This is a genomic window from Pedomonas sp. (assembly GCF_036515995.1).
Taxonomy (GTDB): Bacteria; Pseudomonadota; Alphaproteobacteria; order Sphingomonadales; family Sphingomonadaceae; genus Pedomonas.
Genome location: NZ_DATBUP010000189.1, coordinates 1 through 15,902, shown reverse-complemented (window position 1 = coordinate 15,902; position 15,902 = coordinate 1). Strand labels below are relative to the sequence as shown.

General features: G+C 65.2%; 16 protein-coding genes and 1 other annotated feature. Of the genes, 8 read left to right on the top strand and 8 right to left on the bottom strand.

Annotation, left to right across the window (positions count from 1 at the left end):
- Nucleotides 1-4: 4 nt before the first annotated feature.
- Nucleotides 5-58: a sequence feature (sul1 is cis-regulatory element that is thought to sense ions involved in sulfur or methionine metabolism; They are found in Alphaproteobacteria), on the bottom strand.
- A 272-nt stretch (nt 59-330) separates the two neighbouring features.
- Together VIG90_RS14105 and VIG90_RS14100 are read left to right on the top strand one after the other, a co-directional pair.
- Nucleotides 331-1,275, top strand: a complete 945-nt coding sequence (locus tag VIG90_RS14105; RefSeq protein WP_331594159.1) for a glycosyltransferase — start codon at nt 331-333, stop codon at nt 1,273-1,275.
- A gap of 81 nt (nt 1,276-1,356) precedes the next feature.
- Complete coding sequence (locus VIG90_RS14100) at nt 1,357-2,895, top strand: lipopolysaccharide biosynthesis protein (RefSeq protein ID WP_331594158.1); 1,539 nt, start codon at nt 1,357-1,359, stop codon at nt 2,893-2,895.
- 9 nt (nt 2,896-2,904) lie between these two features.
- On the opposite strand, the gene VIG90_RS14095 is transcribed toward VIG90_RS14100, so the two are convergent.
- Nucleotides 2,905-3,762 (bottom strand): SIR2 family NAD-dependent protein deacylase, encoded by an 858-nt coding sequence (locus VIG90_RS14095; protein WP_331594157.1) that lies wholly within the window; start codon nt 3,760-3,762, stop codon nt 2,905-2,907.
- A gap of 255 nt (nt 3,763-4,017) precedes the next feature.
- On the opposite strand from VIG90_RS14095, the gene VIG90_RS14090 reads away from it, so the two are divergent.
- A complete protein-coding gene (locus VIG90_RS14090) occupies nt 4,018-5,310 on the top strand; it encodes a serine hydrolase domain-containing protein (protein WP_331594156.1) in 1,293 nt (430 codons plus the stop codon).
- A 393-nt stretch (nt 5,311-5,703) separates the two neighbouring features.
- Nucleotides 5,704-6,183: a hypothetical protein gene (locus tag VIG90_RS14085; RefSeq protein ID WP_331594155.1), complete on the top strand. Its 480-nt coding sequence runs from the start codon at nt 5,704-5,706 to the stop codon at nt 6,181-6,183.
- Between the two features lie 32 nt (nt 6,184-6,215).
- On the opposite strand, the gene VIG90_RS14080 is transcribed toward VIG90_RS14085, so the two are convergent.
- On the bottom strand, nt 6,216-6,653 hold the full coding sequence (locus VIG90_RS14080; protein ID WP_331594154.1) for a DUF4383 domain-containing protein: 438 nt from the start codon (nt 6,651-6,653) through the stop codon (nt 6,216-6,218).
- A gap of 115 nt (nt 6,654-6,768) precedes the next feature.
- On the opposite strand from VIG90_RS14080, the gene VIG90_RS14075 reads away from it, so the two are divergent.
- Nucleotides 6,769-7,803 (top strand): NAD(P)/FAD-dependent oxidoreductase, encoded by a 1,035-nt coding sequence (locus VIG90_RS14075; protein ID WP_331594153.1) that lies wholly within the window; start codon nt 6,769-6,771, stop codon nt 7,801-7,803.
- A gap of 188 nt (nt 7,804-7,991) precedes the next feature.
- On the opposite strand, the gene VIG90_RS14070 is transcribed toward VIG90_RS14075, so the two are convergent.
- The 4 genes from VIG90_RS14070 to VIG90_RS14055 all read right to left on the bottom strand — a co-directional run bounded on the left by VIG90_RS14070 (nt 7,992) and on the right by VIG90_RS14055 (nt 10,953).
- The gene (locus tag VIG90_RS14070) at nt 7,992-8,375 is read right to left on the bottom strand and encodes a response regulator (RefSeq protein ID WP_331594152.1); all 384 of its coding nucleotides are present in this window, start codon (nt 8,373-8,375) and stop codon (nt 7,992-7,994) included.
- Between the two features lie 200 nt (nt 8,376-8,575).
- Nucleotides 8,576-8,797: a hypothetical protein gene (locus VIG90_RS14065; protein WP_331594151.1), complete on the bottom strand. Its 222-nt coding sequence runs from the start codon at nt 8,795-8,797 to the stop codon at nt 8,576-8,578.
- A 142-nt stretch (nt 8,798-8,939) separates the two neighbouring features.
- Nucleotides 8,940-9,707: an SDR family oxidoreductase gene (locus VIG90_RS14060; protein WP_331594150.1), complete on the bottom strand. Its 768-nt coding sequence runs from the start codon at nt 9,705-9,707 to the stop codon at nt 8,940-8,942.
- A gap of 130 nt (nt 9,708-9,837) precedes the next feature.
- A complete protein-coding gene (locus VIG90_RS14055; protein ID WP_331594149.1) occupies nt 9,838-10,953 on the bottom strand; it encodes an endonuclease/exonuclease/phosphatase family protein in 1,116 nt (371 codons plus the stop codon).
- 255 nt (nt 10,954-11,208) lie between these two features.
- On the opposite strand from VIG90_RS14055, the gene VIG90_RS14050 reads away from it, so the two are divergent.
- Complete coding sequence (locus VIG90_RS14050; protein WP_331594148.1) at nt 11,209-12,387, top strand: amino acid aminotransferase; 1,179 nt, start codon at nt 11,209-11,211, stop codon at nt 12,385-12,387.
- 51 nt (nt 12,388-12,438) lie between these two features.
- Here VIG90_RS14050 and VIG90_RS14045 read toward each other — a convergent pair whose 3' ends face one another.
- Nucleotides 12,439-13,866, bottom strand: coding sequence for an HWE histidine kinase domain-containing protein (locus tag VIG90_RS14045; RefSeq protein WP_331594147.1), 1,428 nt, complete (start codon nt 13,864-13,866; stop codon nt 12,439-12,441).
- A 427-nt stretch (nt 13,867-14,293) separates the two neighbouring features.
- Between VIG90_RS14045 and VIG90_RS14040 the strand changes: the two genes are divergently transcribed.
- Nucleotides 14,294-15,079: a response regulator gene (locus VIG90_RS14040; RefSeq protein ID WP_331594146.1), complete on the top strand. Its 786-nt coding sequence runs from the start codon at nt 14,294-14,296 to the stop codon at nt 15,077-15,079.
- A gap of 108 nt (nt 15,080-15,187) precedes the next feature.
- On the opposite strand, the gene VIG90_RS14035 is transcribed toward VIG90_RS14040, so the two are convergent.
- Nucleotides 15,188-15,352, bottom strand: a complete 165-nt coding sequence (locus VIG90_RS14035; protein ID WP_331594145.1) for an entericidin A/B family lipoprotein — start codon at nt 15,350-15,352, stop codon at nt 15,188-15,190.
- Between the two features lie 367 nt (nt 15,353-15,719).
- Here VIG90_RS14035 and VIG90_RS14030 point away from each other — a divergent pair.
- Nucleotides 15,720-15,902: hypothetical protein (locus tag VIG90_RS14030; RefSeq protein WP_331594144.1), on the top strand; the 183-nt coding region annotated here is incomplete at its 3' end.

The following is a 15,902-nucleotide window of genomic DNA, read 5'->3' as shown; positions in this document are numbered from 1 at the left end:
ATGCGGTTGTCCGAGGGATAGGCGCCCGGCCGAGCCACCCGGCAGTGCCGGGTCCGACGAAGGCAGAGCCTTTGCGGCATTACCGCGCGGTTTGCAAGGGCAAACCGGAGCGGCCCTTGGGTTCATCCATTGCTAATACAATTTATGCAACATACTTGGACCGTAACGAGCTATTCTGTTACGATAACGAAAATTTTCTAATATCGCGGGAAGAGCGGCAAGGCGGGCCGCCCACCTGCGAAAACGGGTCTGTGATTGAGAGGCTATGGTGGGTTTCCGGGCGGGTCGTGCCCTGATCGGGTCTTGTAAGCGCGTGGGAGCATGGTTGTCGTGAGCGCTCCCGTGCTTTCAGTCATCATTCCCACGCTGGGCGTGCGCCCAGAGTTGCTGCGCGCCATTGCCAGCACACAGGCGCAGGTTGCAGTGCCCTGCGTTGCGCTGGTGGTCGTGAACGGCAACCGTTTCGATCCGCGCCTCATCGCCCGGCTGGAGGCTGACCCCTCGGTAAGGCTGATCCGCACGCCCGTTCCCGGTGTTGCCCACGCCAGGTTGCTGGGCGTGAGCCATGTGGAGACGCCGTACTTCAGCCTGCTGGATGATGATGACGAACTGCTGCCGGATTGCCTCGCCCCGGTCATGGAGGTGCTGGAGGCCGGTGCTGACGTGGTCGCCACCAACGGCCTGATCGAAATCGGCGGCAACCTCAGCGTCAAGCACGATAATCTCATGGGCTACGGCGAGGATCACGCGCTGGCATTGCTGTATGAGAACTGGGCGGCGTCCGGCGGCCTCTACTGCCGCACGGCAGGGGTCCCGGTTGCCCTGTTCGAGGGGTTGCCCAACTACATGGAGCTGACCCAGCTCGGCATGCGCATGACCATGCACTGCCGCGTCAGCCGCATTGATTGCAAGACCTTCATCTACCACATCGGCGCGGCGGAGCAGGCAACGGCCAGCCCCGCGTTCGTGCGGGCCGAGCCCGTGGTGATGGCGCAAATCGCCAGCGAAGTCACGCGCCGGGACATTCGCGCCAAGCTGCGCCGCAAGCGCTCCGCTGCCCTGCATGACTGCGCCGAGCTTGAACTGGGGCGGCAGAACATCGGGCGGGCATGGCGCGATCACGTCGCCTCCATGATCGGCGGCGGCGGTCATCGCTATCTGTCCTACACCCGCCACCTGGTCCGTGAAACCGTGTCCATGTGGCTGCGCGGCCTGCGCCCTGCGGCCGTGCCGGTCGCAACGGCAGGTCCAGCCTCGCGCGGCCCGGATCTTTGAGCCTGCGCACGCCTCATTGCATGGAGTGCCAAGGTGTTCTACGCCTGCGCGGTTCCAGCGGGGCGGTAGTGGATTAACGGAATGACGGACAGTCAAGGCGCGCAGCAACCCGGCTCGGCGGAATCTGCCAGGCCGCTCGCCGGTTCGGTTCTGCGCGGCACCCTCTGGACGGTGGGCATGCGCTGGGGCGTGCGCCTGCTTGGTCTCATCAACATCGCCGTCATTGCCCGCATCCTGACACCCGCCGACTTCGGCCTTGTCGCCATGGCCATGGCCGTGGTGGCGCTGACCGGCGTTCTGCTGGACTTCGGGGTGGAATGGGCGCTCCTGCGCAACAAGCACGCGGACCGGGCGGACTATGACACCAGCTGGACCATCCGGCTGATGCAGGGGGCGGCCATCGCCATCCTCGTTGCCGCCTGCGGGCCGCTCGCTGCGGACTACTACAATGACGCCCGCATCGGCACGCTGGTGTATTTCACCGCGGCCGCTGTCTTCGTGCAGGGCCTCGAGAACATCGGCACCATAGACTTCCGCAAGAAGCTCCAGTTCGACAAGGACTTCCGCTACAATCTCACCACGCAGGTGGCGGCGGTCGTGGTCTCGATCACGCTGGCGTTCATCTTCCGCAACTACTACTCGCTGGTGCTGGCGCAGCTGTTCCGCTCCGCCTTCACCGTCGGCCTCAGCTATGTGGTGAGCGATTACCGGCCCAGGCTGTCGCTGGCGCGGGCGCGCAGCATCTGGGGCTTCTCCCAGTGGAATCTCATCAACGGCATCGCCCATTTTCTCCAGAATCGCTCCGGCACGTTCATCCTCGGGCGCTACGTGCCGCCGTCGGACATCGGCTTCTACGCGCAGGCGTCCGAGATCGCGGATCTGGCAACCACCGATCTGGTCATGCCGCTGAACCGCGTGCTGGTGCCCGGCTTTGCTCAGCTGGCCGATAATCCCGAGCGCGCCGCCAGCGCCTTCCTCAAGGCGCTCGCGGGCACGCTGATGGTGGCAACGCCGGTCAGCGTCGGCCTTGCCCTCGTCGCGCCGGAAGTGGTGCGGCTGTGGCTCGGCACGCAGTGGGGCGGGGTGGTGCCCCTGGTGCAGATCCTTGCCATCTTCGCCACCACTCGCGCCATCAGCGCCGTCTCGGGCAGCATGCTGACCGTGCTCGGCTTCTACCGCTTCAACGCCATTACCGGCTGGATGCAGGCCGTTCTCTTCGTCGGCGGGGCGGTCTGGGCGGTGCAGCAGGCAGGCACGGCGGGCGTTGCGTGGGTGCAGGCGGTGGTCGGCATCATCGCCGCGCTCACCTGCATGTTCTGGCTGGTGCGGCTCAGCTCGGTGCGCCTGCTGCCGCTCATCGGTGCGATCTGGCGGCCGCTGGGGGCCAGCGGGCTGATGATCGCCGCCGTCACCGCCGTGGCGGGTCTTGCGGCGGGCTCCGGCAGCCCGGCGCTGTCCGGCCCGGTCGGGCTGCTGCTGGTCAAGATGATCACCGGCGCGGTCAGCTATACCGTGGCGGCCCTGCTGCTCTGGTGGATCTCCGGCCGGCCGGACGGGCTGGAACGCCTCGTGCTCGAACAGGGGGCGAAGCGCCTGCGCCGCGGCCGCCCGCCAGCGTAAACCGCCAGCCTAGCCCTTCGGCTCCTTCAGCTCCTCCGTTGCCTTCTTCAGGCGGGTGAGGAAGCTCAGCAGCGCCGCTTCCGGGTTGGGCTCGTCCTCCGTCAGCACGGTGATGCCCCACTGCTCCAGCACGGCGGTCTGCACCGGGCTGGGCCGATGGGCGAACAGGAAGGAGTGGGGCCGGTCCTTCTCCCGCCCGCTGGCCTGCCAGGTCTTCCACAAGCGGTGCAGCAGGAGGCGGATGTTCAGGTCCGACATGCTGTAGCCGATGAACAGCAGCGTCCGCCCCAGCGTGTCGGAGCGGAACTTGATGTCGAGCGGGGAATTGAACTCCAGCCGATCGAAGTAGTCGGTCTCCGTCAGCACCAGAGACTGGTCGTCGGAGAAATCGCCGTGGAACTTCACGATCTGGGGCACGCCGTCGCTGGCGCGGGTCAGGTCCCGCACGTTGGTGATCTTGACGAACTCCCGCTTATGCAGCTTGTAGGCCACCTCCAGATTGTTGTCGTAGTTGGTGGTGTAGAGAATCGGGAAGTCCAGCGAGACGATCAGCTCGTGGATCTTGGATTTGCGCACCTTGGCTTCCGAGATGCTCCATGTCCGGTCCATCCAGCTGCGCAGCGGGCCGATGCTGCCCTGCCGCAGCCGGTAGTACTCCGCCAGCGTCTGGTAGGTGACGTCGCTCTTGGGATCATCGGCCGGAACATCCAGTTCGGCCCGCATGTAGTCGATCAGCTCCTTCCACGAGGGCAACCCCACGCTCATCGAAAGGCCTGCCCCGGCGAACAGAATCGTGCGTCCGGCCTTGGTGGCGGCGGCAAGATCGGCGAAGGCCGAGGCATTCCAGTCTGTTAATTGCGTGCTCACGCTTTGCAGAAAGCTTGGCAGCCAAGACTGTTCCGCAGGACCCACCCGGGACCTCCCACTGCGAACCGGGGCCCTGGACCTTGCCCCGTTTGCGTTCAGCCGAGTCAGGTTGCGCTCAACGGGGCTTGGCATTCCAGCGCATGTTCCTGTATTCCTGATATTGTTCAGGACAAAGGCAAGGATGTGATGCGACGCAGCAGTCTGCGGCTTCGGGCGGGCCGCAACAGCGGAAGTGAGCAGGGAACTGTTTGCCGGGTGCTCTGGAAGGCCCTGGGCCGGTCGCTGGCGCTCGCCTGCGCCTCGGCGATGACCCTGTCCTCCGTCACGGTTGCACCTGCGGTTGCGGCTTCGGGGTCCCAGCCGCCGCGTCTTGTCGCGCTTGATTCCAACCAGCCTGATCCGGAGAAGGACGCCCGCGTCAAGGCGTTCGATCGCTTTCTGCGCAACCGGGTGGCCGAAGGCGATTTCCTCGGCATCTCCGTTGCGATGGTGGACAAGGGCCACTTGTCGCTGGTGCGCGGCTATGGCCGCCGCAGCCAGACGGACGGCGGCCAGGTCGACGACCAGACCGTGTTCCGCATCGCCTCCCTGTCCAAGGCCTTCGCCTCCACCGTCGCCGGCCTGATGGTGAAGGAGCATTTTGTCGACTGGTCCACGCCCGTGCGGCAGGTGCTGCCCAAGGTGTCGCTGGGGGCCAGCCGCAACAACGTCACCGTGGGGGATCTGGTCAGCCACCGGGTCGGCCTGCCGCACAATGCGTATGACGATCTGCTGGAAGCGGGCGTGCCGCCGGCCGAGATCGTCTCCCGCCTGTCCCAGCTGTCGCTGTCCTGCCCGCCGGGCAGCTGCTACGGCTACCAGAACGTCGCCTACAATCTGGTTGCGCCCGTGCTGGAGGCCCGCACCGGCCTCAGCTACCCTGATCTGGTGCAGAAGCGCATCTTCACGCCGCTTTACATGCACCGCGCCTCCATCGGCATGGAAGGCCTCCAGAAGGACGAGAACTGGGCGCATCCCCATGTGCGCATCGGTGAGAAGCGCTGGCGCGAGGTCACGGTCAAGCCGGCCTATTACGGCGTTCCGGCGGCGGCGGGCGTCAACGCCTCCGCGCGTGACATGGCCAAGTGGCTGATGGCCCAGCTCGGCATGGCCCCGCAGGCGCTGCCGCATGATGTGCTGGAGGCCATCCACAAGCCGCGGGTGAACACGCCCAAGGAACTGTACCGCGCCCGGCCCCGCTATGAGGGGGTGAAGGCGGCTCGTTACGGCTACGGCTGGCGCACGCTCGACATCGACGGCGTCGAGGTCGTATGGCACACGGGCGTGGTGCAGGGCTACATCGCCCAGATCGTCATGGTGCCTGCGCAGAAGTCGGGTGCGGTGTTCCTGACCAACGGCTACTCGCCGACGTTCCATTCCCTCATGCCCGCCTATCTGGAAACCTTCGTTGATGGCGTGAAGACGCGCGGCCTCGTGCTGGACGGCTTCCCCTCCAAGGCCCTGATCGCCGCGCGTGATGCCGAGCAGCCGATCACCGGCGGCGAGTGAGCAACTTTCGAGCAGGGCGTGAGCCCTGCGTTTAAGAAAGTGCGACCAGCAAACGGCGCGGCTTTCGAGCACGGCGTGAGCCCTGCGGCGATACGGAACTCTGCGGCCACTAAAAGGTTTAGGGCCCCAGCCTGCTACAAGCAGGCAAAGTCAGGCGCTACATTGAAACGGCGCCTGCGGAGCGCTTCGTCCCTTATGGTTAATTTTTTCCGCCCCCGGACCGGGTTCTCATGCGTTCTATACGTAGTCAGACCGACCTTTTGATGCATTTTTCATGGAGCCCGCCGCTGCAGTTCTTTGGCGGGCGCGTTCGGGAAAATGCCGTGCCCCGCAACCGGGGGCATCGATGCGCTTGCCTTGCGATCGAGTCCCCTAGACCCGGAGACATGCTGCGTGAGATCCCTCCCGCCCGCCAGGAAAGCCTTTGCCGTTGTGAAGCCCACCATGCTCTACCGTCCGGTGGGCCGCCGTCTCAGCAATGTTTACGTGAATGCCGATTTTCAGCCCGCAGCGCCCGATGAGGCGGCGCACCGGCTGGCCGAGCGGGTTTATGAGCGCATCGAGGCCCAGCCCGGCGACCAGCTGCAGGACCGTGTAGGCGGACTCATTCTGGTCAGCGAAGATGGCGGCTGGTTCCCGGTTCGGCTGGCCGAACCCCGCCCGCGCGATGTAAAGACCGCCTTCAGCCATGCCGAAGTGGCGGATGACGATGACCGCCAGGTGGTCGACGGGCTGGTTGCCGGTGGGTTCCTCGAAGAGGTCAAGCCGCGCCGTCTGCGGGGCGGCGTCAGCCGCAGCTCCCTGCCGCTGGTCTCTGACGGCCATCCGCTCGTAGTGGATGAGCGTGCGCCCGCAAAGGCCAGCCAGGCCTGAGGCGGGGTTAGCCCGCCTCTCACGCCTACCTCTCACGATTGCTCGGGGTAGGCGGTTTTCCGGTCTTCCTGCGGCTTTTGGATAAACCCGAAGTAGGCAGCAACCAGCGCGAGCAGCGCGTGGAACCAGACGTCATGGCCGAACAGCGGCACGAGGCCGAACAGCGTGTTGAGGCCGGGAATGAGGCCTATGACCGCCAGCAGCGCATAGGCGATGGCAACGCTGCGCGCATAGAACAGTGCGGCAGAGAACCGGCGGAAGGCGAGCAGGCCCCATATGCCGAAGAGAATGTGCACCAGGTTATGCAGGATGTTGACCGGCAACAGGTTGAACAGCCGGCCATAGCCTTCATCCACCGCCATGGGCGGATGGTGGGCGAGGGGCTCCCGCAAAAATGCCGGTATGAAACCGGCAATGCCCGCAAGCAGGAACAGGATGCCGAAGTAAAGGGCAAAACTGCGCGTGTTCATTGCCGCCTCCCTCAAGTGTGACGACGGAACCCTCTGGCCGGGGAGATGTTCCGCAGGAGCAAGCGCGCCTCTTGCTCATGGGTTTCAGGCGCGGCGTTCTCGGGAGTGCCGGGTCATGGCTGACAAATCGGAAGATGTGCTGGACTGTCTCATTATCGGAGGAGGTCCGGCCGGGCTGACGGCGGCCCTTTACCTCGGCCGCTTCCGGCGCAACTGCCTGCTGGTGGACGCAGGCAAGTCCCGCGCCGCGCGCATACCCCTGTCTCATAACATGGCGGGTTTTCCTGAAGGGATTACCGGTGAAGCCTATCTGGCACGCCTGCGCGATCAGGCGGAGCGCTACGGCGCGCGCATCGAGCGCGGCGAGGTCATGCGGATCGCCCGCCGGGAGGAGACGGACGGCGGCGGTTTCGAGATCCGGATCGGCAGTCCGCAGGCCGGCACAGGCCAGCCCAATCGCGAGCAGGGCGACGAGGCCGGGCCCATCGAGGGCGAGCGGACCCTCGTGGCGCATAACATACTGCTCGCCACGGGCATGACGGATGAAGAGCCGGAGCTGCCCTACCTCCGGCAGGCCCTGCGCCGGGGCATCCTGCGCTATTGCCCGATCTGTGATGGCTACGAAGTGATCGGCAAGAAGGTCTGTGTGGTGGGTGAGGGCGAGAAGGGCGCGGAAGAAGCCCTGTTCGTGCGCAACTATAGCGATGACGTCACCCTCATGACCCAGGGCGATCCGCTGGATCTGAGAGAAGACGTGCGCGAGCGCCTGCGCCTTGCGGGCATCGCCGTCGTCAGGGATCCGGCCGAAGAGATCGTCCTTGATGGCAACGAGATCCGTGCCGTCGTTGCCGGCAAGGGCGAGACATGGACGTTCGACGCCATCTATGCGGCCCTTGGCAGCAATCCCCGCTCAACGTTGGCAGCATCGCTCGGCGCGGCAATGGATGAGGGCGGTTGCGTCAGGGTGGATACCCACCAGCAGACCAGCGTGCCTGGCCTCTATGCAGCCGGAGACGTGGTGGTTGGTCTGGCTCAGGTGAGTGTCGCCACCGGCCATGCTGCCATCGCGGCCACGGCCATTCACAACGGCCTTCGGGTGAGGGAGGGCATGAGCCTGAAGACGCAGCGGACCCGGCAGGATGCTGCCTGACGGATCTGGGGGAAACAGCCAGTCAGTGTCGGCGCGCCCGTAAAAGCAGACGATCGGGCAGCCAACCCGGTCAGCCAACTGTCGGAGGGTATCAGTGGCGGGGGCGATAGGCCCCCTGTCAGGTTGGGGGTGGTTCTTCAGAAGCGCCTGTGCGCTGCGGCAGGGCCTTGCGCCCTGCCGGTCGACTCTCAGCCGTGTGCGGCCCGTCCATTGGCCTCGCTGTTCTCCAGAGCCTGCTCAAGCACCCGCTCCAGGTCCTCCTGAAGATAGGGCTTCTGCAGCACCGGAGCGCCCGAACCGAGCGCCGGATTGTCAAATCCGGTCGCCAGAACGTAGGGGATCGCCCGCTCACGCAGCATTTCAGCCACCTTCGCGCTGCTGTCCCCACCCAGCTTCACGTCCAGCACAGCTACATCGAACTGTGCACTCGTTGCCAACTCAATCGCTTCAGTCAACTGCGCGGCGGGACCTACCACCTGCGCACCAAGACCAGCCAGCATATCTTCCACCAGCATGGCGACGATCGGCTCGTCCTCCACAAGGAGGACGGTCTTCCCCTGCAATCTTCCCATGCTTCTCCCCATCTCAACACAGAGATGATCATGCGCGATGGCAAAATAGGCCGCCGCGCGAACGGCGCCAGTCTCATGCACATTAATTATTTCGTCAATTACCAATAATACTTAATTGTCCGGTCATATTTTGCATGAGAGTACGGCTATGCGCGCCCGTTCATTTCGTTTCGGGCATGGCTTGATGCAGGGGGAGCGTTTCAGCTGCGGTTCAGGCGGGCCGCCAGCAGTTGCTTGGCGCGCTCGGCGCGCTCACGTTCCTGCTGCGTAATTTCCTCGAAAAAGCGGGCGAGTTCTTCGTCGTCTTCCGCATCGGCGGCATAGACCTCGTACATCTCCACCCCTTGCAGGCAGTGGTAGAGCACGCTCACCAGATCATAGGTGCTGTCGCTGGTGCCCGTATCCTGTGTTTCGCCAGCCATGATACCTCCCTTTCGGATTGTGCGCCCGCGCGGTGCAACCGGGCGCGTCATGGTAGCAACGATGCGCGGCCACAGCAGTTCCGCTTCCGGCGGGGGAGGTGGGAAGGCATGGGGAGCCGCCCGCCCCCATCAGACGCCTGCATCAGACGATCGTCGCGCCGCCGTCCACCACGATCGTCTGGCCGGTCATGAAGGAGGAGGCGGGCGCGGCCAGATACACCGCCGCCCCGGCAATCTCGTCCGGCTGGCCGATGCGCCGCAGCGGCTTGTCGGCGGTGGCCGCGCGCAGGGTGTCCGGATTCTCCCACAGGGCGCGGGCAAAGTCCGTCTGCACCAGCCCCGGCGCGATGCAGTTCACCCTGACGTTATAGGGGCCGTATTCCACGGCAAGGTTGCGGGCCAGCTGGAAATCCGCGGCCTTGGAGACATTGTACGGCCCGATGATGGGTGAGCCTTTGAGGCCGCCGATGGAGGAGATGATGATGATCGACCCATCGCCCCGCTCCGTCATCTGCGGCGCAATCATCGAGATCAGCCAGTGGTTGGCCAGCACGTTGTTCTCGAAGATCTTGCGGAACTGCTCGTCGGTAATGCCCGCCATCGGCCCGTAGTATGGGTTGGAGGCGGCGTTGCACACCAGCACGTCCACCTTGCCGAATACCTGATTCGCCGTGTCCGCAAGCCGCTGCAGATCGTCCTTGGACGAGATGTTGGCGGGAACGGCAATGGCGCGTTTCTCCCCGTAGGTCTGGTTGATGCGGCCGGCCACGGTCTCGCAGGCGTCCTGTTTGCGCGACGAGATCACCACCTGAGCCCCGTGCTCGGCCAGCCGTTCGGCAATGGCCCGGCCGATGCCGCGCGAGGAGCCGGTGATGATGGCCGTCTTGCCCGTCAGGTCGAATAGGTTCATGGCTGCCCTTCTCTCATCGCGGCGGTGCAGTATCGCGGAGAAACGGGGGCGCACAAAGGCCCTGCAGCCCTGCCCCCCTGATATGACCCCCTGACAGGGCTGTTCCCTGGACGCGCAGAACCTGAACAGCTCAGCCCGGCTGGCTGACAACCGCCACCACCTCGTCCGCCGGCTCTCGTTCCGCCTCACGTGCGGCGTTCTTGCCCTCGCGGATCGTCTTGGCGGCCTCGCGCTGGTCGCTGGCATCGGCCCGTTCCGGCTCTTCCTGAAGCTCCTGCGCATCGGGCTGGTACACCAGCTCAACGAAGATCGGGAAATGGTCAGAGCCGATGTAGCTGCCCAGCTGCAGCTGGTTCAGGAGGAAGCGCTTGTCATGGAACACGTGGTCCAGCGGCCAGCGCGCATACCAGCGCCGGGCGTCAAAAGTTGAGAACAGCCCGCGGCCGATGCGCGGGTCGAGCAGGCCGCTCAGGCGCTGGAACATCTTGGTGGTGTGCGACCAGGCCACGTCGTTCATGTCGCCGCACACGATCACCGGATACTGGCTCTGCACGGTCTCCTTCGCCACCATCAGCAGCTCGGCGTTGCGCTCGTCCACATCCGCGCCCACCTGCGGCGGCTCCGGGTGCATGCAGTGCAGCTCGATGATCTTGCCCGAGCGCAACCGGATCAGCGCCCGGATCGAGGGGATGTCCTGCGTCACCCGCTCCAGCACCTCGGCCTCGATGATCTCCAGCCGGGAGAACAGCAGCATGCCGTAGGTATTGCTCAGCGGATGCAGCACATGGTGCGGATACCGGTGCCGGTAGGCGGACAGCCGCCGGTTCCACCACTCGTCCGCCTCCACCACCAGCAGCACGTCCGGGTCGAATGAGGCGATGGTGCGGAACAGGCCATGGGCGTGCTTGTTGTCCTGATAGACGTTGGAAATGAGCAACCGGATGCGCTGATCTGGCGGAGAGCCGCGCCCGGCAGCCTTCACCTGTGTGCGGCGCAGGCGGGTATAGGGGAAGATGCAGCGCAGGTGCCAGAGCAGGCACAGGGCCGTTGCTAGCGCCAGCGCCATCCCGAGCGGCTCATCCGGCCACAGGACGAGCTGGGCTGCCAGCGCCAGCGCCAGAAGCAAGGAGAGCTGCTGGCGGGGGAAGTCCCAGATCCGGATCCACCATCGGCCGCTCTTGATCAGGGGAAGAAGGGTTACGCCGACGAGGAACAACGAAATTGCGGAGACGATGGCGCTCAGCATGGCCCAACCAACTCCATGGCTTTCGGTTCACCGGCGCAGGTCTGCTCCGGACAGTCTCACTGTCGGAACGAACGGCGTGGCCTTTGGTGGCGGCGCACCTGAAAAAACTTCATGCGAATACGGGGGTTGGCCCCGGAGAGCGGGTAGGGGGGCGTTTTCAGGCAAGGGCCTCCAACCGTGCCCCGGTTGATTTTCCGCCGTTCCGATAGCACACCTGTTGGCAATGCAGAAAAACCCATCTTCTGGGGAGATGACATGTTCCAGACACTGGAAGCCCGGCCGGCGGATGCCTTGCTGGGGCTCATTCGCCTGTTCGCGGAAGACACCCGTCCGTTCAAGCTTGATCTCGGCGTCGGCGTCTACAAGGACGAGGCGGGGCACACGCCCATCTTCGACGCGGTGAAGGCCGCCGAGCGCCGCCTGCTCGAGACGCAGGGCACCAAGTCTTATCTGGGGCCGGACGGAGACGCCGGTTTCCTCGAGTTGCTGGGCGGGCTCGTCTTCGGCTCCATCTGGCGGGAGAATGCCACCCGCTTCGCCTCCATCCAGACGCCGGGCGGCACGGGCGCGCTGCGCATCGGGGCGGATCTGCTGCATGAAGTTTTGCCCCAGCGGCGCATCTGGCTCGGCCTGCCCACCTGGCCCAACCACGCGCCCATTTTCCGCGCGGCGGGACTGGAGATCGCGACCTATCCCTATTTCGACCTCGCCACCCAGACCGTGCAGTTCGACGCGCTGCTGTCCGCGCTCGATCAGGCCGAGCCGGGCGATGCCGTGCTGCTGCACGGCTGCTGCCACAACCCGGCGGGCGCGGACCTGACGCCCGAGCAATGGGCGCAGGTGGCCGACGTCATCGAGCAGCGCGGCCTGCTGCCCTTCGTCGATCTCGCCTACCATGGCCTGGGCGACGGGCTGGAGGCGGATCTGCACGGCGTGCGCCTCATGGCCGGACGCGGGGCCGGGGTGGTCGTCGCCGTCTCCTGCTCGAAGAACTTCGGTCTCTACCGCGATCGTGTCGGCGCGCTCTATGTGCTGACGCCGGACCGGGCGACGGCGGCCATCGCCACGTCTCACATGGCCGGGCACGCCCGCACCAGCTGGTCCATGCCGCCCGATCACGGCGCGGCGACCGTGCGCCTCATCCTTGAGGACCATGGTCTCACCCGCCAGTGGCGCGAGGAGCTGGAGGACGTGCAGCGCCGCGTCAGCGGCATCCGTGCGGCGCTTGCCGGGCACGGGCAGGCCGGACCGGTCGATCTGCAGGCGGTCGGTGCGCAGAAGGGCATGTTCTCCACCCTGCCGCTGAGCAAGGAGCAGGTGCTCAAACTCCGCTCGGAGCGAGCCGTCTACATGGCGGATTCCGGCCGCATCAACGTGGCGGGGCTGCAACTGGCCGATGTTCCGGCCTTCGTCGAGGCGCTGCGCTCCCTGTAGCGCCTCGATCTGCAGCGCCCCGATCTTTCGCCAGCGCAGGCAGCGAGGGGGTTAACCCTCCTGCCTCGGCGGCATCACGTTGCTGGCCGGGAAGCGCAGCTCCCAGCGGAAACCCTCGTCGGTCTGGCTCGCGGCAACCTCGCCGCGCAGGCCGCGGGGCGTCAGCCGCTCCAGAATGTCGCGCGCGTAGTTGCGGTGCTCCGCCGGCACGTCTGGCCCATGGCCCAGCTCCTGCCACACCAGCCGGTAGCCCGGGCTTCCGTCGCGCATGGTGGCGTCTTCCCATGAAATGCGCAGCCGCCCGCCCGGTGCCGCCATGGCGCCCTGCACCATGGCCTTGGCACCCAGCTCGTGGAAGGCGAGGGCCAGCGTCTGCACCGCCGTCGGCCGGAGGCGCAGGGCCGGGCCCGAGGTGCTGGCGCGGGCCGCCGCATTGCCCAGCGTATGGTTGAGCTGGCTGTGCAGCAGGTCGGTCAGCGGCACGCTGTCCCATTCCTCCCGCACCAGCAGGTCATAGCTCATGGCGATGGCCTGCAGCCGGGCGTTGAACGGCTCGATCGCATTGGCGGGCAGGCCCAGCGTCTTGGCGCTCATGCGCGCCACGCTCTGGATGATGGTCAGCAGGTTCTTGGTGCGGTGGGTGGCCTCTTGCAGCAGGTGGCGGGTCTGGGTCTCCGCCTCCCGGTGGCGCGTCACGTCCATCAGCAGGCCGATTGCGCCGTTCTGCCCGTCGCTGAACCGGCCGGGGCGCACCGCCAGCTCGTACCAGCGCGGCTTGCCCTGCGGGTCGTCCGTCCGGAACCGATCCGCCACCGGAGCCTGCCGCGAGAAGGCATTCTGGAGAGTGGTCCTGATCCGCTCCAGCAGCGGAGCGGCAGGCGGGCTGGCAGCCGCGTCGCCCAGGCGCGGCACCGTCCAGCGCTCGCTCAGGTCCGGCGCACGGGCAAAGATCGTCGCGCCGCTACCCGTCAGCGCATCCTCAAGGCTCAGTGGGCCGCCCGGCGTTGCGGTCAGCGGCAGGGCCATGGCCGCTCCGCCCATCAGGGCGTGGCCTTGCGCGCCGCTGTTTGCCAGACGGCCATTGTCCCGCGCACCGAGGCCGACCAGGGCCGGCCACAGCGACAGCACCGCAACCGCCGCGAACAGTCCCGCGGCACCGCGCAGCAGATCGAGGCTGTCGGCTGGCACCATGATCAGGGCAATTTCCCCAGCCAGCAGGCCGACACCGCAGGCAAGTGCAATGCCGTTCAGGAAAATGCTGAAATGCCGCCACGGCTGCGTGGCGTGCAGAAGGGCGAGCGCAAAAGTGGCCAGCAAGGTCAGCAGAAAACCAACCAGCATGATCAGGTTGCCAAGGGCAGGGGCGCTCACGGCCATGTCATGCGCCGCCTCCGGTAACGGAGACAGAGAGTAAGGTGCTGCCGAAAGCACGAGGTCGCCCGTCCCGAATGAAGACTCCAGCATTGCTTCCAGAGCCATGCCGTTCCCCTCCCCAGTATTGTAGCCCAATTATAGACAAGGCCCGCCAGCGGCCGCCTCGTGTTTGGGCCGGAATAGTGTGTGCGGACATCTTCCAATGCAACAGCAAAGCTTCTGTCCCGCTGATTTTATTGCATAGGTGGATCCAGTTTTCACGCAAGGACATAATCGCCCTTTGCGTTTCCCCTCGTATCCGTATAAATTTCCGGCCGAAGCGGGGAGTTCTGTTTCTTACCAGCGACAGACAGTAATTGCGAAGTTCGGGCAGCGCGGCCTGTGTTCTGCCATTGGGTCCGGTTCCGCTTGCAAGAGCCTTCCGTGGTTTTGCAACCTTTCAGCGTGTTGAGCGTTACGCTGGGGCGGGGTCTTTTTGTCCCCCCAAGACAAGGCCACGGACAATCCGGCCGGAAGCAGCAAAGAGGGACATGTGTCGATAGCCAAGGAAATTCAGGTACATCTGCCGCATCTGAGACGCTATGCGCGTGCGCTTTTGGGCACTCAGGCAGCGGGCGATGCCTTCGTACGGGCCTGTCTGGAAGTTATTCTGGAAGACACGAGCATGTTCCGCCGTCCTAACGAGATGCGGATCACGCTGTATCATCTGTTCCAGACCATCCTGTCCTCAACCTTCATGCAGATCGGCGATCGCTCGGTCGTGAACGGTGGCGGAACCGGAGATATGCTGCCGCAGCTTTACCGCTCCACGGAAATGTCGCTCGATTCCCGTCAGGCGCTGCTGCTGACCACGCTCGAGGGGTTCACCTACGAGGAAGCGGCGCGGATCATGGATCGCGACGAGAGCGACGTGGAAGAGTTGGTCAACTCCGCTCTGGCGGAGATCGACGAGCGCTCGGCTCTCCGGGTTCTGATCATCGAGGACGAGCCCATCATTTCCATGGATCTGGAAAACCTCATCGAGGAGCTGGGTCATACCGTGGTCGGCGTCGCCTCCACCCACACCGAAGCGGTGGAACTGGCCAGCACCGGCCATCCGGAGCTGATCCTGGCGGACATCCAGCTGGCGGACGGCAGCTCGGGTCTGGAAGCCGTCACCGAAATCCTCAAGCAGTTCAACGTGCCGGTCGTGTTCCTCACGGCCTTCCCGGAGCGGCTGCTGACGGGCGAGCGGCCGGAGCCTGCCTTCCTGATCACCAAGCCGTTCGACCGCCGCGTGGTGAAGGCGACCATCGGTCAGGCTATCGACGTGTCGTAATTCCCATCCAGCGCAGCCGCCGCAACGGGCGTGTCGCGCACGGCATGACGCAACAAAGCGCCGGCCCCGTTTGGAGCCGGCGCTTTGTCGTTTTCGTCAAATAATTCCTTAGTCCTTGGCGTCGTCCGCGGCATCGCTCACCGCTTCGCCTGCGGATTGCATATCCTTGCCAACACCCTCGGTGGTGTTGCATGCGGTCAGCGCACCCAGGCCAAGCACGAGGGCAAGGGCAGTGACGGCAAGCCTGGTCTGGGAGTTGTCGTTCTTTTTCATTGTGCGTCTCCTTTGCACTCCGGCAGGAAAGGGGAGCGATCCCTCTCGCGGCAACCCCGCCCTGCAGGCAGAGCCGCCTTCGCCGCAGAACGAAGATCCCCCGCCGGCAGTTCCCCGGCGGCGCAGTGCTTGCCCGGAATCTGCCCGCCAACCAGCACGGAACGGCAACAGCCCCGGCGCGTATCCCTAGAACGGTTTTTAAGCTTGGGCGCTTTTCGCAGCGAAAGCAGCCGAAACCAGAAAGTAATTCGAAGCGCCGCTCGGTCGGGCCGCAAGGTCCGGGGCGGCATACGGGAAAGGGCAGATTTCAGGCGTTGGTCGGGATTGAGCGGAAGCTCGGCCTTTAGAAGAGGGATAGTGGCGGTACGTGGCAACTCCTCGGGAGCGGTCAACGCCGGGTCTGGCGCCCGGTCTCTTGATTGCGGGCATCATTGCGGTTCTGATCGTGCTTGGCGGCAGCGCCGTCCCGTTCATTCTCGGCTGGGTGCTGTGCCTTATTCTCCAACCTCTTCGTGACGCTCTGCTCCGTACCGGTTTTTCGCCCACGTCG